This window comes from Bradyrhizobium sp. th-b2 (assembly GCF_000426785.1).
In the GTDB taxonomy this organism is placed as follows: Bacteria; Pseudomonadota; Alphaproteobacteria; order Rhizobiales; family Xanthobacteraceae; genus Bradyrhizobium; species Bradyrhizobium septentrionale.
Genome location: NZ_AUGA01000001.1, coordinates 391,033 through 413,146 on the forward strand (window position 1 = coordinate 391,033; position 22,114 = coordinate 413,146).

General features: G+C 64.1%; 16 protein-coding genes and 2 pseudogenes. 6 read left to right on the forward strand and 12 right to left on the reverse strand.

Translation table 11 applies throughout. The features are described from left to right. Positions 1–163: 163 nt before the first annotated feature. The 4 genes from K359_RS0101910 (at position 164) to K359_RS0101925 (ending at position 6,669) form a co-directional block, all read left to right on the forward strand. Positions 164–3,745: a tetratricopeptide repeat protein gene (locus K359_RS0101910; protein ID WP_029077817.1), complete on the forward strand. Its 3,582-nt coding sequence runs from the start codon at positions 164–166 to the stop codon at positions 3,743–3,745. 116 nt (positions 3,746–3,861) lie between these two features. After that, entirely contained in the window at positions 3,862–4,695 is an 834-nt protein-coding gene (locus K359_RS0101915; RefSeq protein ID WP_029077818.1) for a hypothetical protein, read from the forward strand. A 262-nt stretch (positions 4,696–4,957) separates the two neighbouring features. Continuing rightward, the gene (locus K359_RS0101920) at positions 4,958–5,890 is read left to right on the forward strand and encodes a sulfite exporter TauE/SafE family protein (protein ID WP_029077819.1); all 933 of its coding nucleotides are present in this window, start codon (positions 4,958–4,960) and stop codon (positions 5,888–5,890) included. Between the two features lie 41 nt (positions 5,891–5,931). Beyond that, the gene (locus K359_RS0101925) at positions 5,932–6,669 is read left to right on the forward strand and encodes a TIGR02186 family protein (RefSeq protein WP_371261117.1); all 738 of its coding nucleotides are present in this window, start codon (positions 5,932–5,934) and stop codon (positions 6,667–6,669) included. A 12-nt stretch (positions 6,670–6,681) separates the two neighbouring features. On the opposite strand, the gene K359_RS0101930 is transcribed toward K359_RS0101925, so the two are convergent. Further along, positions 6,682–7,992 carry an aspartate aminotransferase family protein gene (locus K359_RS0101930; RefSeq protein WP_029077821.1) on the reverse strand — a complete coding sequence of 437 codons (1,311 nt, stop codon included), beginning with the start codon at positions 7,990–7,992 and terminating at the stop codon, positions 6,682–6,684. A gap of 145 nt (positions 7,993–8,137) precedes the next feature. Between K359_RS0101930 and K359_RS0101940 the strand changes: the two genes are divergently transcribed. After that, positions 8,138–8,620, forward strand: a complete 483-nt coding sequence (locus K359_RS0101940) for an Lrp/AsnC family transcriptional regulator (protein WP_029077822.1) — start codon at positions 8,138–8,140, stop codon at positions 8,618–8,620. Positions 8,621–8,629: 9 nt separating this feature from the next. Here the strand turns inward: K359_RS0101940 and K359_RS50865 are convergent. Continuing rightward, positions 8,630–9,956 (reverse strand): annotated as a pseudogene (locus K359_RS50865) (Nramp family divalent metal transporter). 87 nt (positions 9,957–10,043) lie between these two features. Continuing rightward, positions 10,044–10,970 (reverse strand): DMT family transporter, encoded by a 927-nt coding sequence (locus K359_RS0101950; protein WP_029077823.1) that lies wholly within the window; start codon positions 10,968–10,970, stop codon positions 10,044–10,046. 96 nt (positions 10,971–11,066) lie between these two features. Between K359_RS0101950 and K359_RS0101955 the strand changes: the two genes are divergently transcribed. Beyond that, positions 11,067–11,930 carry a LysR family transcriptional regulator gene (locus K359_RS0101955; protein ID WP_029077824.1) on the forward strand — a complete coding sequence of 288 codons (864 nt, stop codon included), beginning with the start codon at positions 11,067–11,069 and terminating at the stop codon, positions 11,928–11,930. Positions 11,931–12,129: 199 nt separating this feature from the next. On the opposite strand, the gene pdeM is transcribed toward K359_RS0101955, so the two are convergent. From pdeM to K359_RS50875, 9 genes and pseudogenes are all read right to left on the reverse strand, one after another. After that, positions 12,130–12,801, reverse strand: coding sequence for a ligase-associated DNA damage response endonuclease PdeM (pdeM, locus tag K359_RS0101960; protein ID WP_035975828.1), 672 nt, complete (start codon positions 12,799–12,801; stop codon positions 12,130–12,132). Positions 12,802–12,855: 54 nt separating this feature from the next. Further along, positions 12,856–15,612 carry a ligase-associated DNA damage response DEXH box helicase gene (locus tag K359_RS50870; RefSeq protein WP_035975914.1) on the reverse strand — a complete coding sequence of 919 codons (2,757 nt, stop codon included), beginning with the start codon at positions 15,610–15,612 and terminating at the stop codon, positions 12,856–12,858. Positions 15,613–15,862: 250 nt separating this feature from the next. Continuing rightward, entirely contained in the window at positions 15,863–17,089 is a 1,227-nt protein-coding gene (locus K359_RS0101970) for an ABC transporter substrate-binding protein (protein ID WP_029077827.1), read from the reverse strand. A 564-nt stretch (positions 17,090–17,653) separates the two neighbouring features. Beyond that, positions 17,654–18,061 carry a PAN domain-containing protein gene (locus tag K359_RS66100; RefSeq protein ID WP_371261118.1) on the reverse strand — a complete coding sequence of 136 codons (408 nt, stop codon included), beginning with the start codon at positions 18,059–18,061 and terminating at the stop codon, positions 17,654–17,656. Between the two features lie 70 nt (positions 18,062–18,131). Then, positions 18,132–18,293, reverse strand: coding sequence for a hypothetical protein (locus tag K359_RS64215; protein WP_245284486.1), 162 nt, complete (start codon positions 18,291–18,293; stop codon positions 18,132–18,134). A 110-nt stretch (positions 18,294–18,403) separates the two neighbouring features. Then, positions 18,404–18,925, reverse strand: a pseudogene (locus K359_RS66105) (trypsin-like peptidase domain-containing protein); the annotation flags it as partial. Between the two features lie 23 nt (positions 18,926–18,948). Next, entirely contained in the window at positions 18,949–20,040 is a 1,092-nt protein-coding gene (locus K359_RS0101990; protein WP_029077829.1) for a hypothetical protein, read from the reverse strand. Beyond that, on the reverse strand, positions 20,037–20,792 hold the full coding sequence (locus tag K359_RS61030) for a hypothetical protein (protein ID WP_156928309.1): 756 nt from the start codon (positions 20,790–20,792) through the stop codon (positions 20,037–20,039). The genes K359_RS0101990 and K359_RS61030 overlap by 4 nt, the downstream gene beginning before the upstream one ends. A 184-nt stretch (positions 20,793–20,976) precedes the next feature. Next, a complete protein-coding gene (locus tag K359_RS50875) occupies positions 20,977–21,444 on the reverse strand; it encodes a phage terminase small subunit P27 family (protein WP_198031092.1) in 468 nt (155 codons plus the stop codon). Positions 21,445–22,114 lie beyond the last annotated feature (670 nt).

The following is a 22,114-nucleotide window of genomic DNA, read 5'->3' on the forward strand; positions in this document are numbered from 1 at the left end:
AAGGCCCGCCGGCCGCATTCCTTAACCCGTTATTTACCGTGACGGGAAAAAGTCAGCAGCTGAAGCAGACGACCAGCGCAGAATTCGATTGTCTCTTAACGGGAATGCGCGGGGAGGCTGCGGGGCGCAGGGTGTAGCGCCGGAGTCGGGACCGGACGGAATCATGAATTCGCGCGTATCGTGGAGTGTTGACGGCATCGATCCCTCCGTCCGCGAAAGGGCAGAGGCGGCGGCGCGCCGCGCCGGCATGTCGCTGAACGACTGGCTCAATTCCACCGTCGGCGAACCGAGCCCGCCGGATTGGCGCATGGAGCAACGGCAGCAGCCGATGCCGAGCCGGGAAAGCCGCGAGGTCGCCGATATCCATCAGCGGCTCGACGCCATCACCCACCAGATCGAACAGATCGCAAAACCATTGTCGCGCGGCGAAGCCGTGCGCGCCGAAATACCGCGCGGCCAGCCCGCCGTTGCGCGGCAGCTGAACGACGCGATCTCGCGCCTCGACGCGCGGCTGTCGCAGATCTCGCGGCCGCAGCCGGCGCGCGAGCCGCAGCCCCAGCCGGTGCGTGAACCGCAGATGCAGCGCGAGCCGCAGATGCCGGACCGCCAGGTCCAGGACCGCCAGTCGCAGGAGCGCCAATTGCAGGAGCGGCTGCGCCAGACCGAGGCGGTCGAGCGCGCCGCAGCCCAGGTCTACCGCCCCTCGCCACCGCTGAGCCCGGCGTCGTTCGATTCCGCGATCGCGGAAATCGCCGCACGCCAGAACGAACTCGACGCATCAGCATCACGGCAGATGCCGCCGCGCAGCGCGCCGCCGATGCCGCCATCGGCCCCGCCGATGGCCGCCTACACGCCGCCGCCGGCCGCGCCCGCCGGCCCCGACTTCTCCTCGCTCGAGCGCCATCTGCTCAAGATCACGAGCCAGATCGAGGCGCTGCAGCGGCCCGACCATATCGAGCAGTCGATCGCGACCTTCCGCGGCGAGTTGGCGGAGATCCGCCAGGTCATCACCGAGGCGATGCCGCGCCGCGCGATTGAATCGATCGAGAACGAGATCCGCTCGCTGCATCACCGGATCGACGAGATCCGCCAGGACAGCAGCAACGGCCAGGCCCCGGCGATCGCCGGCATCGAGCGCGCACTGTCGGAAATCCGCGAGGCGCTGCGCACGCTGACCCCGGCCGAGCAGCTCACGGGTTATGACGAGGCGATCCGCAATCTCGGCGCCAAGCTCGACATGATCCTGCGCGCCAACGACGATCCGTCGACCGTGCATCAGCTCGAGAGCGCGATCGCGGCGCTGCGCGCCATCGTTTCCAATGTCGCCTCCAACGACGCGCTGCTGCAGCTCTCCTCCGACGTGCACGCGCTGTCGGCGAAGGTCGACCAGCTGTCGCAGATGTCGCGCAGCGAATCCCACGGCGATGCCTTTGCCGGGATCGAGCAGCGCATTGCCGCGCTGGCCTCGACGCTGGAAAGCCGCGAGCGGCCGGCCGGCTACGACAATGGCGATGCCATCGAAGGGGCGGTGCGCGCTCTGTCGGAGCGGATCGACCGGTTGCAGGTCGGCAATGACAGCTCATCGGCATTTACGCATCTCGAGCAGCGCGTCTCGTATCTGCTCGAGCGGCTAGAGTCCGCCGACCAGCGCTCCGGCAATCTTGGCCGCGTCGAGGAAGGTCTGCATGACATCATGCGGCACCTCGAGGCGCAGCACGCCCACATCGCCTCGCTCGCCGACGCCACCCGCAACTTCAATGGCGCCGCGCCGCAGCCGATGATGGACACCGGCATCGTCGACCTGGTGAAGCGCGAGCTGTCCGACATCCGCTTCAGCCAGTCGGAGACCGATCGCCGCACCCAGGATTCGCTGGAGACCGTTCACAACACGCTCGGCCATGTCGTCGATCGCCTGGCGATGATCGAGAACGATCTGCGCACGGTGCGCACGGCTCCGCCCGCCCCCGCGCCGGCCGAGCCGCGGATGGAAGCACCGCGGATGGAGATGCCGCGCGCGGCAATGCCGCAGCCCAGATCCGAAACGTACAAGCCTGAAACGTATCAGCCTGAAGCTTACAGGCCCGAATTGCCGAATCCTGCGCAGGCGCAGGAGCACTTCATGTCCGCGCCGCGCGAATTCCATGCCGCGCAGCCGGTCGAGCCCGCGCCGCCGCCGCTACCGCCGCGCGCGATCAGCGAGATCCTCGAACCGCACGCGGCGTCCGCGCGCGCCGCGATCGCACCGGAATTGCCGCCTGATCATCCGCTCGAGCCCGGCACGCGCCCCTCGGGCCGCATGTCGTCGCCATCGGAGCGCATTGCGGATTCCGAGCGCGCGATCTCTGATCTTCCCGCCGGCAAGAAGGAGCCCGTCTCGACATCGAGCTTCATCGCCGCCGCGCGCCGCGCCGCGCAGGCCGCGGCCGTGCAACCCGTCAACGAGAAGGCGGCGCGCGCCGCGAGCAAGGCCGCAGCCAAGGCCAAGGACAAGGCCGACAAGGCCGCGAAGGCCGCAGCCGGAAAGGCCGGTGCACCTGCGACTGGCGCGTCGGAGGCCGAGCCGTCGACCATCACCTCGAAGATCCGCTCGCTGCTGGTCGGCGCGAGCGTGGTCGTGATCCTGCTCTCTACCGCCAAGATGGCGATGAACCTGCTCGACACCAGCTCCGCGCCGCAGATGCCGGCGATCGAGCACAGCGAGCCGGCCGCGCCCCCGCTGCCGCTGCAGCCGCCGGCCGAGAATTCCGCGGCGCCTGCACCGGCCGCGCCGTCTGGCCTGCCCGTGCCGTCGATGACCTCGCCGACCCCGCTCGGCCGCCAGTCCAACAACACGCCGGCGCCGAACACGCTCGACAGCGCGCAGGTCACGATCCCGCAGGCCGCGGCGCCCGCCGCTGCTCCAGTGCCGTCAGCAGCTCCGGCCGCGGCGGCACCGGCCGGAACCAACGACATCACCGGCACAATTCCGACCGCGCCGCCGCTTGGCGGCAAGCTCGGCACGATCCAGATTCCCGCAGGCGAGAAGCTGCCCGACGCGATCGGCGGGCCGGCATTGCGCACGGCCGCGATCAAGGGCGATGCGGCCGCGGCCTACGAGGTCGGCATCCGCTTCGCCGAGGGCAAGGGCGTGACCGCCAATCTCGACGAGGCCGCCAAATGGTATGGCCGCGCGGCACAGGCCGGCGTGGTGCCCGCGATGTTCCGGCTCGGCACCTTCTACGAGAAGGGCCTTAGCGTGAAGCGCGACTTCGATATGGCGCGGCGCTACTACGTGCAGGCCGCCGAGCGCGGCAGCGCCAAGGCGATGCATAACCTCGCCGTGCTCGACGCCGATGGCGGCGGCAAGGGCGCTGACTACAAGAGCGCGGCGCAGTGGTTCCGCAAGGCGGCCGATCGCGGCGTCGCCGACAGCCAGGTCAATCTCGGCATCCTCTATGCCCGCGGCATCGGCGTCGAACAGAACCTCGCCGAATCCTTCAAGTGGTTCAGCCTCGCGGCTGCGCAGGGCGACGCCGACGCGGGTCACAAGCGCGACGACATCGCCAAGCGGCTCGACCCGCAGTCGCTGGCCGCGGCGAAGCTTGCGATCCAGACCTTCACCGCCGAGCCGCAACCGAGCGACGCGGTCAACGTGCCGGCCCCCGCCGGTGGCTGGGACACGGCCCCGGCGCAGCCCGCGGCGGCGAAGCCCGCCGCCAAGCAACCATCGAAGCGGACCGCGGCATTGGCCGCTCCAGCTCACTAGATTTCAGAATGGCTGCGGCGCCTTGACGGCGCCGCTCTGCTATACCTCTGCCCTCCCGCCGTGTAGAGAGGTGCGCAGTCCCGCGCCATTAACGCACGCGTTCCGGAGGAGCCGGCTTGTCTGTCGATGACCGTCAGGATGATGCAGCGGGAGCCCACCGTTCGTCGCCGACCGGTCCCCGGGTCGCGCCGCCGCGCGAGAGGCCGTCGCCATTTGCCGCGCGTCCCAACGCGCCGCCGCAAGGCAACGCGCCGTCACCGCCTCGTGCCTTCCGGTTCTCGCTCTGGTCCATCATCATCTTTGTCCTGCTGCTGTCGAGCGTTGCCATCCAGGCCTACCGCGACCTGTCGACGCCCGGCGCCTGGGACTTCTGGCGCGAGACCTACATCGCGGCGAGCATGACGTCGGCGGTGATTCCCGATGTCGACATCGACGGATCGGGCCGCGGCCGGCGGGCGCTTGCGATCAGCGGCAAGATCGGCTCGGCCAGCGCGAGCTGGCTCCGCGACCGGCTCAGCGAGGCGCGTCTCAAACCGGGTGATGCCGTGCTGCTGTCGTCGCAGGGCGGCGCGCTGAACCAGGCCGCCATCATGGGCGAGGCGATCCGCACCCGCGGGCTCGTCACCGCCGTCGCCACATCAGACCCATCGGGCAAGCTCCGCCCCGCCGCCTGCGCCAGCGCCTGCGTGCTGGTCTTTGCCGGCGGTCAGACCCGTTATGGCATCGCGGGCTCGCGGCTCGGCGTGCATCGCTTCACGACGAGCGCACCGGTCAGCGATCCCCTCGCCGAGGCACAACGCATCCAGGGCATGGTGCTGGGCTACATGACCAAGATGGGCGTCTCGTCCGGGATCGTCGAGGCGATGTCGCAGACCTCGGATATCCGCTGGCTGAGCCCGAAGGAAGCGCTCGCGCTGAACCTGATCACCAGGCCGGTCGATCGGCCCTGAGGCAACACGGACGTCATTAATCTGAATTATCAACCACGTCCGCAGCTGAGCTGCAACGTGCGGCGAAAAATGCTCTCCGGGGCGGAATCTTTAGTCCCTCCCCCCGCCGATTTCAGTTATGCAAGAATGCGGCAATCGACCCGCGTTCGCCTGCTTCTTGCGCGCTGACCGGATTCGTTCAGCCGGAGAATGCCCCGAACGACATCACGCCGTGATGCGGCCTTGCGCCCAGCTCGCGGCGAACCGACAAGAAGCGACGCGCGTGCAGCTGTACCTCCCGATCGCCGACATTCCGGTCAATGTCTTCCTCATCCTGGCGATGGGCGCGGCGGTTGGATTCGTCTCCGGCATGTTCGGGATCGGCGGCGGCTTCCTGATGACGCCGCTTTTGATCTTCGTCGGCATCGCGCCCGCGGTCGCGGTGGCCTCGGTCGCAAGCCATATCGCTGCCTCCTCCTTCTCCGGCGCGATCTCCTATTGGCGCAGACGCGCGATCGATCCGCTGCTGGCAGCGGTCCTGCTGGTCGGAGGCACCATCGGCACCGCACTCGGGGTGTGGACCTTCACCTTCCTGCGCTCGCTGGGCCAGCTCGACCTGATGATCGCGCTGTCCTACGTCATCCTGCTGACGACGGTCGGCGGGCTGATGTTCTGGGAAGGCCTGCGCGCGATGCTGCGTTCGCGCCGCGGTGGCCCGGTCACGCTGCGCAAGCCCGGCAGCCATGGCTGGATCCACGGCCTGCCGCTGAAGCTGCGCTTCAAGCGCTCCAAGATCTACCTCTCCGTCATCCCGGTGGTCGTGGTCGGGCTCGTGATCGGCTTCATCGGCGCGGTGATGGGCATCGGCGGCGGCTTCATCCTGGTGCCGCTGATGATCTATCTGCTGCGGGTGCCGACCTCGACCGTGATCGGCACCTCGATGGTGCTCACCCTCGTCACCATGGTGTTCGCCACCCTGCTGCACGCCGCGACCAACCATCTGGTCGACGCCGTGCTGGCGCTGATCCTGATGATCGGCGGCGTCACCGGCGCGCAGTTCGGCGCCCGCGCCGGCCAGAAGATCCGCGGCGAGCACTTGCGCCTGCTGCTCGGCCTGCTCGTGCTCGCGGTCGGCATCCGCTTTGCGGTCGAGCTCGTGATCCGGCCGCAGGATCTCTTCACCATCCGCGAAAGCAGTGGCGGAGGCCCGCCATGAGATCGCGCACGCTGTTCGCCATCGCCGGTGTTGTGACCGCCATGCTTGCCGCGGCGCCCGCCCATGCCGAGCGGCTGATCGTATCGGTCTCCAACCACCGCGTCACGGTGACGCCGAATTATTCCGGCGGCGAGCTGGTGCTGTTCGGCTCGGTCGAAAAGGACGACAAGACGCCGCCCAATCGCGGCAATTACGATCTCGTCGTCACGGTCTCCGGCCCGCGCGCCGACATGGTCACGCGGCGCAAAGAGCGCAAATTCGGGATCTGGATCAACACCGATTCGCGGCAGTTCCTGCAGGTGCCGGGCTATCTCGCGCTGTTCTCCAACCGTCCGTTCGACCAGATCGCCTCGCCCGAGGTGCAGCGGCGTCAGCAGCTCGGGCTCAACAACGTGCTCCTGATGCAGCGGGTCGGGGCCGACTATGCCGACGTGGTGCCGAACGATCCTTTCCGCAGCGCCTTCGTCCGGCTGCGCTCCGAGCACGGGCTATACAGTGAGGCGACCTCGGCGGTGACGTTCCTGACCCCGACCCTGTTCCGCACCGGCATTCCGTTGCCGGCGGAGGTGCCGATCGGCACCTACAATGTCGAGATCAAGCTGTTTGCCGACGGCGCGCTGGTGACCAAGACCGAGACCGCGTTCGAGATCGTCAAGGTCGGCTTCGAGCAGTTCGTCGCCACCACCGCGCGGCAGAACGGCCTGGTCTACGGCCTCGTCACCGCATTCATGGCGCTGATGACCGGCTGGATGGCCTCGATCGTGTTCCGCAAGGATTGATCTGCCAGTCTTTCAAGCGCCCTGCCGTTGCAACGTGCTTTCGAAAGCGTCGCTCAGGATCGAGAGGCCAAGATCGATCTCGTCGTCGCTGATCGTGAGCGGCGGAGCGATGCGGAACACGCTGCCCATGCCGGGCAATTGCACGATGTTGGTGCTCAGTCCGAGCTCCATGCAGCGCTGCGACACAAGCGTTCCGAGCGCTTCGTCAGGCTCCTTGCTGTGGCGGTCGCGCACGATCTCGATGCCCTGCATCAGCCCTCGCCCGCGCACGTCACCGATGCATTCGAACCGGTTCTGCAGGGCGAGGAGCCCTTCCCTCAGCCGCGCACCCGCAGTCCTGGCGCGCTCGACCAGTCTGTCGCGCAGGATGATCTCGATGACCTTCAGCCCGACCGCGGCCGGCATCGGGTCCGACACATGTGTCGTGTAAAACAGGAAGCCGCGCTCGTGACACCGCTCCTCGATTTCGGCTGACGTGATGACCGCGGCCAAAGGCAGGCCGGCGCCGAGCGTCTTCGACAAAGTGAGGATATCAGGCACGGCGCGGTCGCGCTCGAAGGCGAACATCGCGCCGGTCCGGCCAAGACCGGTCTGTGCCTCGTCGACGATCAGCAGCATGCCCCGCGCACCGCACAGCTGCTTCAGCTCGGCAAGGTAGCCTTCCGGCAGATCGATCAGCCCGCCGGAGCTCAGGATCGGCTCGGCGATCATACACGCGAGCGATCCGGTCGACTGGCGATCGACCAGATCGAAGGCATAGGCCAATTCGGCTCGCCAATCGTCCGCATTGCCGAAGCGGGGACGATAGGGGTTCGGCGTCGGGATCGCGAGCGAGCCGACCGGCGCGGGACCATAACCCTTGCGGCCGGCCGAATAGGTCGTCGCGGCCGCGCCCGAGGTCATTCCGTGCCAGGACTGCGCGAACGCAACGGTCTCGAAGCCGCCGGTGAAGAGCTTGGCCATCTTGATGGCCGCCTCGTTCGACTCAGCCCCCGTGCTCAGCAGCATGACGCGATCAAGTCCCGGCGGCAGCAACTCGGCGAGCTGTTCGGCCAGCGAGACGACCGGGCGCGTCAGCATGCCGCTGAACAGATGGTCGAGCCGTTCGGCATGTTCGCTGATCGTCTTGACGATCTCGGGGTGACCGTGACCGAGCACGGCGCTCATCTGGCCGGACGTGAAGTCGAGGATGGCGCGGCCGTCGGCGTCATAGACGAAGGATCCGGAGGCGCGCTCGATGATCACAGGAGCGAACGTCCCGCCATAACGGATGAGGTGATGCCGTGCGCGGTCCCAGAACGATTTGTCGTCATTTCCGGCCATGCCCGTTCCCTTTGATGAATCGCCACGAATTCAGGTTCTCGCAGAGCATCCTAAGCGCGCACCATCGCAATGACATTGCGTTTTGGGATGCATTTGGCCGCCTCTTCTGCAATTAATTGCGCAAGATACGGAAAATGCGAAAGAAATGGGAACCACGACGGTGCTCGACGAGATCGACCGAAAAATCCTCGACCTGCTGCAGGTCGAGGGGCGCATCACCAATCTCGAGCTGGCCGAACAGATCGGCCTCTCGTCCGCCCCCTGCATGCGACGCGTCCGGACGCTCGAAGAGACCGGCGTCATCCGCTCCTACGTGGCGCTGGTGGACCCAGCCAAGATCGGGCTCGGGTTCGACGTGATCGTCGAGGTCCGCCTCAAGCAGCAGACCAGGGAATCCTTCGAGCGCTTCGAGAAGAAGGTGACCGGCCTTCCGGAGGTCGTCGAATGCTGCATGATTGCCGGCGATTGGGATTACTCGCTCCGTGTCGTGTCTTCCGACCTCGCACGCTATCAATCATTCATCCTCGACCGCCTCATGCATCGCGACACCGATATCGCGAGCTACCGCACCACCATCATCCTGCGAAAGGTCAAATCGACGACCAGGATCGATCCCTCGCTGTTCTGACCGCGGGGATCATAGGAGCAGCCCGACGCCCATCGCGATCACGCTGAGCGCCATCGAAGCGGTCGAGAGCCAGCCGAGCCAGTAGAGCCACCCGCCGATCACGAAGCGTCCCATCACCGGCTTGTGGCGGGCCATGAACATCAGCAGCACCATCACGGGCACCGCGAGCACGCCGTTGACGACCGCGCTCCAGTACAGCGCCGAGATCGGATCGATCGGGGTGAAGTTGAGCGCGATGCCGATGCCGCCCGACAGCGCCAGCACCAAATAGAATGCGATTGCCTCCTTCGGCTTGCGTGCCAGCCCGACAGACCACCGCCGTCCTTCGCCGACCGCGTAGGCCGTTGCGCCGGCAAGCACCGGGATCGCCAGCAGGCCGGTGCCGACGATGCCGAGCGCGAAGATCACCTCGGCAAAGGGTCCTGCGATCGGGCGCAATGCCTCGGCGGCTTGCGCCGAGGTCTGGATATCGGTCTTGCCGGCGGAATGCAGCGTGGCCGCGGCGGTGACGATGATCGACAGCGCAATCACGTTGGAGAACGCCATGCCGGTGATGGTATCAGCGCGGATGCGCGAGAATTCGCGCTGCGCGCCGTATTGCCGCTCGATCAGCGGTTGCTTGCTGGCGTCGATCCGCTGCTCCTCGGCCTCCTGCGAGGCCTGCCAGAAGAACAGATAGGGCGAGATCGTGGTGCCGAGGATCGCGACGATGGTGGTGAAATAGTCCGCGCTCCAGGTGATGCGCGGCACCAGCACGCCGGCCAAGGCCTCTGTCCACGACACCTTGGCAAACGCGAGCGCCGCAACATAGGCGAACAGGCTGAGCGTCAACCATTTCAGGACGGCGACGTAGCGCCGGTAGTTCATGAAAATCTGGGCGGCCACCGACGCCGAACAGCACGACGTAGAGGATGGCCGGCCCGCCGATCAGGAGTTTTGTCGCATCCGCCATCGCCGAGAGGTCGGCCGCGATGTTGATGGTATTGGCGATGGACAGCAGCGTCACCACGATGACCAGCAGCCAAGGTGGATAATGTCGGCAGACATTGCCCGAAAGGCCGTGCCCGGTGACGCGGCCGACCCGCGCGGAAATCTCCTGGATCGCGGTCATCAACGGGAATGTCAGCAGCATGGTCCAACCGATGCCGTAGCCGAGTTGCGCGCCGGCCTGGCTGTAGGTGCCGATCCCCGACGGGTCGTCGTCGGAGGCCCCGGTGATCAAACCGGGGCCGAGCGTCTTCAGGACATTACGGAAGCTAAACGGCTGGCGCGGAGCTTTCTCAGCCGGCGCGCTGCCCGACTTGTCGTGATGTTTTCGCGAGGTCTTGTGTGTCATGCGGTTCCGGCCGTCGCGACAACGAACCGGATACCGCAGGGTTCCTCCGATGAAACCTGTAGCTCTATGGCCGTAGCGTGGTGATGCTCACGTCACATTCCTCTTGGGCGCGGCGGCGGCAGGGCGGGTCACCAGATAGATGCCGAGCGCAACCGGAACGATGCCTAGCAGGTCGCGAAATTCGACATGCTCGCCGAGCACGAGGTAGGCGAACAGCATGCCGAGCGGCGGCATCAGGAAGTGATAGGCGCTGGCTGCGGTCGCGCCACACACCTTCAGGAGATGAAACCAGAGCAGATAGGCGAGGATCGAGCCGCCGAGCACCAGGAAGGCGAAGGCGCCGGCGAGCCGCATGCTTGGCACGATGTCGCTGATGCTGGAGAGCGTGAAGGCGAACGGCATCACTGCAAGTCCGCCGGCGATGTTCTGAATGCCGTTGCCGATCCACAGACTGCCCTTCGGCGCCAGCAGCTTGAACAACATGGTGCCGGCGACAATCGAGGCGAGCGAGGCCAAGGTGAACAGGATGCCGTGCGGGCTATCGGTGCCGACCTTCAAGCTATGCCAGACGATAAAGGCAACGCCGACGATGCCGAGCACGAGGCCCACGACCTTGCGCAAGGTCATGCTCTCACCGAGGAACATCGCCGCCAGCATGGCGGTGAATACCGGATTGGCCGAGACGATCAGTGCGCCGAGCCCGGCGGACACCGTCTTCAGCCCGGTATAGCCAAGGCCGAGATAGAGCGCGTTGTTGGCGACGCCGATCACGGCAAACACCGCGGCGTCGCGCCAGGTGAGGTCCCATCTGTCGCTGCGCAGCCAGGAGACGGCAAGGATCAGGACGCCGGCGAGCGAAAACCGCGCGGCGAGCAGGATCAGCGGCGGGCAATCGGTGACGCCGATCTTGCCGGCGACGAAGGCATAGCTCCAGAGCAGGCAAAACAGCGCGATCAGCAGCGGCAGGGTATTGAAGCGGGTACGGGGGGCGGCCAACGAGGTTGCGGCGGACATGGGCATTCTCCTTCGCCCATGATCTAGGCCCGCGCCTTGATATTTGTAAATTAAATGATAAACTGACATCCAGTGGATTTATTAATGGAGGCTGCGATGCTCGATCTGGAGCTGCTGCGCAGTTTCGTCTCGGTGGTCGATGCCGGCGGCTTCACCCGCGCCGGCGAGCGCGTCCACCGTACGCAATCGACTGTCAGTCAGCAGATCAAGCGCCTGGAGGAGGACGTCGGCCAGCCCTTGCTGATTCGCAGCGGCAAGGATGTGACCCCGACGGAGGCCGGCGAGCGGCTGTTGAGCTATGCGCGGCGGCTGCTGTCGCTCGCCGAAGAGGCGCGTGATGTGGTGTCGCGCCCCGGCAGCGAAGGCGCGATCCGGATCGGCATCACCGAGGATTTTGCCGCCTATCGGCTGACAAAGCTGCTCGCGACCTTCTCGCGCAGCCATCCGAATTTGCGGCTCGACGTGCGCTCCGGCCAAAGCCTGTTCCTGTACCGCGATCTGGAGCGCGGCGATCTCGATCTCGCGCTGATCAAGCGCGCCGCCGATGAGAAGGGCGGCATCGCGGTGTGGCCGGAACGCGTGCACTGGGTCACCAGCAAGAGCCATCCGCGTGACGTTGCGGCCGGCTCGGTGCCGCTGATCGGTTTCGCCTCGGGCTGCCTCTATCGCGCCCGCGCCATCCATGCGCTGGAGAGCGCCGGCCGCAACTGGCACATGGCCTACACCTCCTCCAGCCTCGCCGGCATCCAGGCCGCGGTCGCCGCCGGCCTTGGGCTCAGCATCCTCTCGGAGATGTCGATCCAGGCGGAGCATCGCGTTCTCACCGCGAAAGACGGCTTTGCGCCGATCGAGCGGACCGAGGTCGCGCTTGTCGCAGCCCCCGACGCCAGCCCCGCGACGCTGCGGCTGGCGGACAGGCTGGCGGAGTATTGCGAGAGCGTGCAGGCGAAGGCGGCGTAGGGCTGAGTGCCGCAATAACCTCTGCCGTCGTCCCTGCGAAAGCAGGGACCCATAACCACAGGGTTGTGTTGCCGAAGTAAGCTTTGGCCCCAGCGACGCGCAACAACGACTATCGGTGGTTATGGGTCCCGGGTCGCTCTTCGCTTGCCCGGGACGACACCGAGAATGGTGGCAGGTTGGAGTGGGCTGGTCACGATCGTCAATAACACCGTGACGCCGCGAACGCGTGCACACGGTTGTCGCCGAGCACGTGGGCCATGAAGCCGGGCGATCCGAAAATCCTCGCGAACGCCGCGTCGCGGATGCTCAGGCCGCCGGTGTAGGCACCGAAGGCCGGCATCACCGCACGCTCGCCGTCAGAGGCAAAGCACCGCCGCTCGATCGAGCGGCCGCGGGTCGGCACCCGGGCCTTGGGATGCAGATGGCCGGCGATCTCGCCGCTCGCGCCCGTCGGCTCATGGCGGAACACGATCGGGCCGATCGCGACTTCGGTCGCGACCACGCCGCCGAGATTGGTCGGCAGCGCCGGATCGTGGTTACCCGAGATCCAGATCCAGTTACGCCGCATCTGCAGCGCCGCGAGCGCCTCGCGATCCGGCCCCGACAGGCGTGCATGCGCGTCGCGATCGTGAAAGCTGTCACCGAGCGCGATCACCTGCCGCGGATCGTGCCGCGCGATCACCGCGGCAAGCCGGCTCAGCGTCGCGACCGTGTCGTAGGGCGGCAGCAGCACGCCGCGGGCAGCGAAGCTCGAGCCTTTTTCCAGATGCAGGTCGGACACCACGAGCAGGCTTTGCTGTTCCCAGAACAGCGCGCCGGAGAAATCCGCCACGAAGCCGATATCCGCCACCGTGACCCTGGAAACGCGCATGTCGTCACCGTCTCTCAAAACCTGCGCGCTCGCCGTCACATCCGGTCCTCAGCGTTATGTCGTCGCCTCCCGCACGAGTTCCTCGGCCGCCTCGGCCAGAAGCTCGTCGGATGCTTCGCCATAAACTGACTCGCGGCCGATTTCCAGCAGCGCGGGCACGGCAAGCGGGGAAACGTGATCGAGCGCCTTGTGGGTGATTCGGCCGTGGATGCGGGAAAGCATGTCGCTGAGGCGGCGGAGATCGAGCAACCCTGTGGCGGCATCGCCGCGCGCGGCGCGCAGCAGCACATGGTCGGCCTGGTGCTTGCGCAGCACGTCGTAGATCAGGTCGGTCGAGAACAGCACCTGGCGGCGCGACTTCTCCTCGTCGGTGAAGCGGCGCGCGATCAGGCCGGAGATGATGGCGCAATTGCGGAAGGTCCGCTTCATCAGCGCGGATTCTGCGAGCCATGCTTCGAGGTCGTCGCCGAGCATGTCGGGATCGAACAGCGCGTTGAGATCGAGCTTGCCCTGCCGGATCATGAAGGAGAGATCGCCGACGCCCCAGACCGCGAGCGCATATTCATTGGCGACGAAGCCGAGCGGACGGGCGCGGGCGCGCTCCAGCCGGCGAGTCAGCAGCATGCCGAGCGTCTGATGCGCGAGCCGGCCCTCGAAGGGATAGCAGACCAGATAATGGCTGCCGCCGCGCGGAAAGGTTTCCACCAGCAACTCGCGCGCCGCCGGGACGCGGGAGAACTTTCGCTGCAATGACAGCCAGTCGTGCACCTGATCCGGCAGCGCGGTCCAGGCACGGCTGTTGTCGAGCAATTTGCGGACGCGCTCGGCGAGATAGGTCGAGAGCGGGAACTTGCCGCCCATATAGGACGGCACTTTTGCATCCTTATCATTGGCGCGGGAGACGTAGACCTGGTCTTCAACCAAGGCCTCGTAGCGCACCACCTCGCCGCCAAACACGAACGTGTCGCCGGACACGAGGCCCTCGATGAAGGCTTCCTCGATCTCGCCGAGCATGCGGCCGCCGCGCGCGATCGCGCCGGTCGAACCGCTACCGCCGGCGCGCGACCGCACCAGCCGCACCTTCAGCATGGTCTCCTCGACGATGGTGCCGACGTTGAGGCGATAGCTCTGCCGCACCTTGGGATTGGTGACGCGCCAGCGGCCCTGCTTGTCCTGCTTGATGCGCGCGAAACGCTCATAGGTCTTGAGCGCGTAGCCGCCGGTCGCGACGAAGTCGACGACGTCGTCGAAATTCGTTCGGGCCAGCGACGCATAGGGCGCCGCGGTCCTGACCTCATCGTAGAGCTCATCGGACAGAAACGGCTTGCCGCAGGCGCAGCCGAGCACGTGCTGGGCGAGCACGTCGAGCGCGCCGGAGCGCAGCGGCGGCGTGTCCTGCGCATTCTCGGCGATGGCATCGATCGCGACACGGCATTCCAGCACCTCGAACCGGTTGGCCGGCACCAGCACGGCGCGCGAGGCCTCGTCGAAGCGGTGGTTGGCGCGGCCGATCCGCTGCATCAGCCGCGACGATCCCTTGGGCGCACCGATATTGATGACGAGGTCGACATCGCCCCAGTCGACACCGAGGTCGAGCGATGAGGTGCAGACCACGCCGCGCAGGCGGCCGGCGGCCATCGCGTCCTCGACCTTGCGGCGCTGCGCGACGTCGAGCGAGCCGTGATGCAGCGCGATCGCGAGCCCATCGTCGTTCATGCGCCAGAGATCCTGGAACAGCATCTCGGCCTGGCTGCGGGTGTTGACGAACACCAGCGTGGTCTTGTTGCGCTTGATCAGCTCATAGACCTCGGGCAGCGCATGGCGCGCGCTGTGGCCCGACCATGGCAGCCGCTCCCGCGTGTCGAGCATCTCGACCACCGGCGGCGCGGCGCCGCCGGCGGTGACGACGTCGGCGGACACGCTCGCGCCGCCCGGCTGCGGCACCAGGAAGCGCGCCAGCTGCTCAGGTTCGGCCACCGTCGCCGAGAGGCCGATCGCGCGCGCCTGTGGCGCGATGGTCCAGAGTCGCGCCAGCCCGAGCGACAGCAGGTCGCCGCGCTTGGAGGTGACCAGCGCATGCAGCTCGTCGAGCACGATGCGCTTCAGCGAGGAGAACAGAAAAGGCGCATCGTCGGAGGCGAGCAGCAGCGCGAGTTGCTCGGGCGTGGTGAGCAGAATATCCGGCGGATAGCGCCGCTGCCGCTGCCGCCGCGACACCGGCGTGTCGCCGGTGCGGGTCTCGATCCTGATCGGCAGTCCCATCTCGGCAACCGGCGTCTCCAGGTTGCGCGCGATGTCGACCGCGAGCGCTTTCAACGGCGAGATGTAGAGGGTGTGCAAGCCGGCGGAGCGGCGAACGCCGCGGCCCGTGGAGATGAGATTCGTTCTTGGCTCAGCGGCGCTCGCTGGTAGGGCTCCCTCCCCCCTTGCGGGGGAGGGTTGGGGAGAGGGGTAAGCCGTATCGTTCGGAGCAAGCGGCGTACCCCTCTCCCGCCGTCCTCCGACGCGCAATTGCGCGTCAGAGGACGTCGACCTCCCCCGCAAGGGGGGAGGTGGCGATCGAGTATGCCGCTGTGTTTCTTCGCCCTCCCCACTCAACTCCACCAGCGTCGGCAGGAAACCCGCCAGCGTCTTGCCCGCGCCCGTGGGCGCGATCAGCAGCGCCGAGCGCGCCTCGCGCGCTTTCGCCAACAGCGCGAGTTGATGCTCGCGCGGCGACCAGCCGCGTGAGGCGAACCAGTCGCGAAACCGGCGCGGCAAGAGATCGGCCGTTTCCGACGGCGTGACGGAAAAGAGATCGAGCGTCGACACGCCCAAGAGGTAGGTGGTTCAGGCGGTTTCGTCGAGGGCGAAGCGGGATGGCAGCAGGTGGCACTGCCCCGTTGCGCTGGTCCCTTACCTCGCCCCGCTTGCGGGGAGAGGTCGAAATTCAAGCACCGCTTGAATTCCGGGTGAGGGGGTACAGGTCTGTCGGCTTACACCGCCTTGTGGAGAGAGCCCCTCACCCCGCCCTCTCCCCGCAAGAGCGGGGCGAGGGAGACGATAGTGCGGTGCCCGCCGCCTACTCCGTCATCGGCTCGCCGGAGAGGTCCCAATCCTTGCCGTTGAAGATCGAGACATAGAGCGTCTTCATCGGCGTGTAGTTGTCGGGCGTGTAGCTGTAATTGATGCCGTCGAGGAAATAGGGCGAGTGGAAGCCGGCCAGCGTGGTGGCGTGCTTGAGCACATTGGCGCGGGTCAGATCGTCGCCGCAGCGGCGCAGGATCTCTCCCATCGTCGCGGCCTGGCCGTAGCCGGCGAATGCGATGGTGTTGTCGGGGTCGATATTCGGCAGGTACTTCTTGCGCAGTTCCTCGAACGCCACCACATCGGCATCCTTCTCGTAGCGCGGCACGCCGACTTCCTTGTTGTAGCGGATCGCGACGATGTCCTTGGCGTTCTCGAGTCCCGCGGCGCTCAGGATCGAGCGGCCGGTCGAGCCCGCCGACAACAGCTGCAACGGCTTCCAGCCGAGCTCGGCCACCTTGCGGATCGACTGCGACGTCGCCTTGCCGGTGGTGATGTTGTAGAACACGTCGGCGCCCGACTTCGAGAGATTGATGAGCTGGGAATCGACCGTCGGATCGGTGAGATCGTAGATCTGCTCCATGATCACCTGCGCGGTGCCGCCGGCATCGGCCAGCACCTTCTTGAACGGCCCCAGGAAATCACGGCCGAAATCGTCGTTCTGGTAGAGGATGCCGATCTTGGCGTTCGGCTTCACGCTGACGACGTGCTTGGCCAGGATGCGCGCTTCGGTCGGATAGAGCGGCAGGCCCGCCATGGTCCATTTGAAATTCTTCGGGTCGTTCCACTTCGAGGCGCCGGTGTTCAGCAACAGCTGAGGCACGCCCTTGGAATTGAGGTATTTGTGCACGGAGGTCTGCGGCGCGGTGCCGAGCGAGCCATAGAGCGCCAGCACCTCCTCCTGCTCGACCAGGCGGCGCGTCGCCTCGACGCATTTCGGCGCACTGTAGGCGTCGTCCATGGTGAGGAATTTCACCTTGCGGCCGTTGATGCCGCCCTTGTCGTTCAGCATCTGGAAATAGGCTTCGCCGACGCGGCCGAGCACGCCATAGAGCGAGCCGGGGCCGGAATGCGGCACGGTCTGACCGAGCTTGATCTCGGTGTCGCTCGCACCCGGATCGTACTTCTTGTCCGCGGCCCGGACGAACGGCGCGGGCAGCACGGACGCTGCGATGACAGACAATGCGGTGGCGCCGAACTCGCGCCGAGTATGTTTTTTCATTGCTTCTCTCCCTGAGGCGAAAAGCTCTCGCATTCCGCCCTGCGCCGGGCAAGCGCGAAGTCACCGCTTTGCGGCGCAATGCCGCGTCACGGCAAATGCGTAGCGTGTAGACTCAAGTTTGAGCACACAACGCGGACGACTCTTCCCTTCTCCCCTTGTGGGAGAAGAGATCACTAAAAAATGTCAATCATATCAATACGAACTGGGTTTGGTGCCCAACCAGTATCAAGACCAGCGCAGCAAGCGAAAGCCTGTGACCTGAGGCAGGGCTCTGTCAAGCTGGAGAGAGCCATATGGAGCTACGCGAGAAGAAGAGATACGGTACAGCGCCATCGGGCCTCCGGATGATTTCTGCGCGCACTTCCTTTGTCAGCAGGTCATCACAGGCTCTGAGATACCGATGCGCGAACTGCCGCAGGATCTCGCAGCGCCAGATCGCAGCATACTCCAGCGGGATCAGGTTTCTGCCCCGCGCGCGGAGGTGTCAGGGCGCGCACCTCGCGCGGACATCCTGCGGACAAGCTACCAAGGTGCGCTGATGACCCGAGGCAGAACATTCAACCTCTAAGGGGCCTGATACTTATATCCAGCATCCACCGATGAATCGCCGTCATAGCCCTCCGAGATCTTGTACATCTCACAATTGACCCCACTGGTCCGCTTTAAAAAGTTGAAGGCAACGCACAAGAGTTCCTCGTTGCAGGTCCTCTTGCAGGCGTCGAAATTATCCACTCTCAAGGTTCTGTTAGGCGCGCCATGCATTCGCTTGTTGCGCAAGGTATCGATCTGACTTTCCTTTTGTGAGACCCTCGGAATTTCCCCGGGTTTCTTCACCGCAATCATCGAACGTGGATCCAGTATTGAGCCGGAGAACGCACTTTTCGGGTAGCAACTCCTATTCCAACGATCGTATGCAAACGCCAGACATCTCGAGTCGCTGGTGCATCGTTTCGCACACTCGACTATGTCCACTCCGTGCAAGCCTATGCTGCCGTCAGGCAGCTTAATGTCCTGTTGCCAGATGTCTCTGTTGTCCCGCGTGCTATACAGAGCATTCCAAGGGGAAGTTGGTGTCGGAGTTGGTGTCGGAGTTAGTGTCGGTGTTGGTGTCGGTGTTGGTGTTGGTGTTGGTGTCGGTGTTGGTGTTGGTATCGGAGTTGGAGTTGGAGATGGTGTTGGGCCTGAGTAAGAAGTGAGTCCCCATGGATAACCCCATTCCCGAAATGCTCGCGAAATGGCTTCGATGGACGTCGCTATTCCAATTACGGCGTCAACGTCGTCGACTATCATACCCAAAATGCCGGAGTTGCCGATCAGCGGTCCCCCCGATGTTCCCGGTCGAATGGCAAGACCTTCGAAACGGATTTCCCTATCAGATTGGACACTGCTGATCGCGCCGGGCCTTACGGGAACGTACCAATCGCCCTGAAGGCCCACGAACCAGACATCGTCAGGCCGAACGGCACCAGTACGGGCGAGGACATCGCGCCGCCAAGGAGGAAGGCCGAGTGGAGGTGGGAGTCGAATTACCGCCACATCACCTAAGGATTTTATAAGGTGCGTATCTAAGACGTCTCCTGGATACTCCTTTCCTCGATCGAAATAGAAAGTTATCCCCGGCGTCCCGGCAAGCCCATTGCTGTCGCGAACCACGTGATCGGCGGTCACAATGTAAAGAAGTCCACCTCTATCGCCGACCAAGAATCCGAAACCGTCTTTCGACCCACCATTGGGCCATCGGGCGTTGACACGAACAACATTGTTTCGCAAATCAGACGCAAGCGCACCGCCGGTGGCCTGTGCTAGTGCTTCCGGGACACTTGGTCCGACAAGCATAAGCGCAAGCAGCAGCGACAATTTTACCTGAAGATTAGCGTGCGCGCGCTCCAAAGAAGACCCCACAGGAAACTGGCCACGGCCCAGAAAAAGCCGAGCCTTTGTTGATCGTACATATACTCGAGCAGCGACGGTTTAAGCTCTCGTTCAAATCCAGGCGGCCCAATAGTGGCGCTTCGGACTCTGCCCTCGAACACAAGACGAACGCCGTCGCCGCCAATAGTAAGTGCGGAGATTACACCCTTGACACCCTCCAGTCGCAGTCGGCTTCCCGCCTCTAGCGGCAGAGGTTTTTCGCCGATGCTCAAGATGGTCAGGTTGCCCTTGATAATCCCCGATTGGAACGAGGTTTCGGAATCGGCTTTCTCACGCGCGAAAGAGATCTTTTCTACCGCCAAGTCGGCAAGGGTTAGTGAACCTCGTGGCGTCACACGGAGAATCGCAGGAGCTTGTGAGGCGTCATGGAAGAAGGTAATCGTCCCAGGTATATCGAAGCGAGTTTCCGAAAGCTTTTCGCCCTTTTCGGGTGATCGGCCGGCCTGAATCTTTGGTGTGCCGTATACTTGCAATTGCCCGAGCAACGGGGAATTCCAGGAGTTAATGTTCAGGGTCTGCAACTCGGCCTTCTTTACCAGAAGTTCCGATTGAGCTTGAATTTCAAGGCTCCTCAACGCGAAATCGCCATTGCTTCCCTCAAACCAGGATCTCCCGGCAAGCATATTCTCGTCGGCCAACTCCGGGGGAATTTCGATGCGTGACATGTCCTCCAGACGCAGCAAACCGCCGCCAAGGTCCCAATTGCCGTTCCAGCTTGTCTGCTTAGCTAGTCTTATTGTGATGCTCTCACTCGTGACATCCAATTGCAAATGGCTCGTTGGCAATCGAGTCGTCCAGAGCACACAAGCAACGATCAGACATATCGCTCCCACTGCGCAAGCTGTGTAGATCGTTGCCTTGTTTGATTGCGGAATGAATTTTAAGAGCTTTTCGACTTGCTCGATCCGTTTCAGTTCCTCGTCTACGGGAGCGTTCAGCAGCAGTTTTTTCGCTGCGGCCGCACTTTGTGCTGCACGAAGGGCTTCCAATTGACTCCAAAGGTGTTGGCGGCCAGTCATGGCACAATTATTCGAAATGGTTCTGTTTGCAGCCTACCTTGATTTGCGTACTTCACCGCGATTTCGACGACTAATGAACCGCTCGGTTGTTCTGAAAGATCAAGCGAGATTGGTTGACCGGCCCGTATTATCGTCGGTTGCGGGCCACCAAACGTGATCCAATCTTTTATTTTATTCTGACCGCTCTCTTGCCGGCTTCGCCATTTCAATATCTCGATGTCCAGGGAGGACCGTAGAATCATTACGGGTGGACGGCTCGCAGGCGTTGCGACATTTTCGGGAACGACCGAGACCGGTACATAGTATTTTCCGAGCTCTCGATTGATCCAAGCAACAACGCCGATGGCATTTGACGGCAGGTTTGCGGGAGCCAGAACGGCATTGATCGGCCACCTGAACGTTCCCCCGGATGCGATGGCCGCATCCATCCGGTAATATGTGCCAGGGCGGAGCGCCCTTGCTGTCAGGAAGACCTGAGAAGACCCAAACTGGCTCAGATTCGGTGCCGAAACAACGAGAGTCCTATCCGACGCAAGGTCGTAATTGATCGTTCCTTTTACCAATGAAAGGAATTCGAGACTGCCAGAAACTTGCTGCTGATAGAATCCTTCGCATCTGTCAGCATTTAGGCGTCGTTGATAACCTATGGAGCCAACAATTGGGGTGACGTCGCTACAAGAAAGCTGAGCCGCCGCTGGCTGCAAACAATCAACAAAACAAAATATCACCAGCAAAACCCGGAGACACCGCATGGGCCCCTCCCAGAGTAACGCTTATACAACCATAGGGTAGCACGCGGCGCCAACCATTTCAACGTGCGAATGTTGTCCGACTGGTATAATTGCGAGTATGCGCGTTCTGCCGCGCAGGTGCTAGACGGGGGCAGCGGAGCGGACAACGCCAGGCGGGTGCGGCTGAGTAGCCTGATCAGTCGTCTTACCGCAACAACCCATCGAACTTGCCGGGCGATGGCGGCGCGTAGCCGCCTGCCGCGAGCCTCGTGCGGGCAACGGGCGTCAGGCCGAACTCGGATGCGTAGCGGATTACATCGCCAGCATGCTTGCGCACAATGCTGACTAGCGGATTCGTCGCTGCATCGCCGTACTTGGTCTTGATGATCATGCCGTTCATGATCGGATCGTTCGCCTGCATCTTCGCGAGCGACTCGGCGGCCATACGCCATTGCCCGAAAGCGTGGCAGTAGGCGGCCAGCGCGGGAACATCGATGCGGGTCAGCAGGCCAAGCCTGTGAAGTTCGGGTGCGGTCTTCCACCATTCATCGGCGGCATAGCCGGTGATGAAGGGCGGTGGCTCGGGCACGTAAGGCAGCTGCTCGGGCTGAGGCCCAGGCTTCAATGGCCGCTTGCCAGGGTTGCCGCGGAGCACTTTCAGCGGAAACGGCACTGGTGGGTTGGGCATGGCAGCTTCTCACGCGCGGTTGCCCGGCAAGTTTGCTCGGTTTGGAGCTGGGAAACGAGGGGGTCCCGAAGAATATTTTTCCCGGCCAAAATGCGCGAACTGCGGGCGCTAAACTGCCAGCGCCGCCAGCGCTCGGACAGAGTTCGCATCACGTTTGGCGTCCTCCCCCCGGCCCCCCTTAAACAGTAGCCCCGTGGCGCGGACCCGCACAGGATGCGTCATTTTGCAGTGGCCGCTACCATAAGCGGCACGGTGCTTGAACGCATCAGCGGGCTCCTAAAGGGCTCGCGTCTCAGAGCGGTGCAAACTGATCACATCTGCTCAGTTCGCGCATGTCAGAAAATTCAAGCGCGCACGAGCTTGGCGTAGACATCGCCGATCTGCTGCCAGCCTACCGCGGGGCATCGCCTGGTTCGCACTTAATCGGCGGGAGCGTGACCACACCGCGGCGCCTTGGTTCGGAATCAGCATCAATCCGACAATCATCCCATGTCCCTAATCGCTAGGACACTTCCAAAGCCCGTAGCAGTTGTTCATTGCAACTTTCGATCCACAACAGTACTCGATCCCGCCGAAACATCTCGACCCGTTCGGACACATAGCTCCAGTCCGGTTCGTAGTGGCTGGAATCGAGCCAAGGTCAAAACCCAAGTCG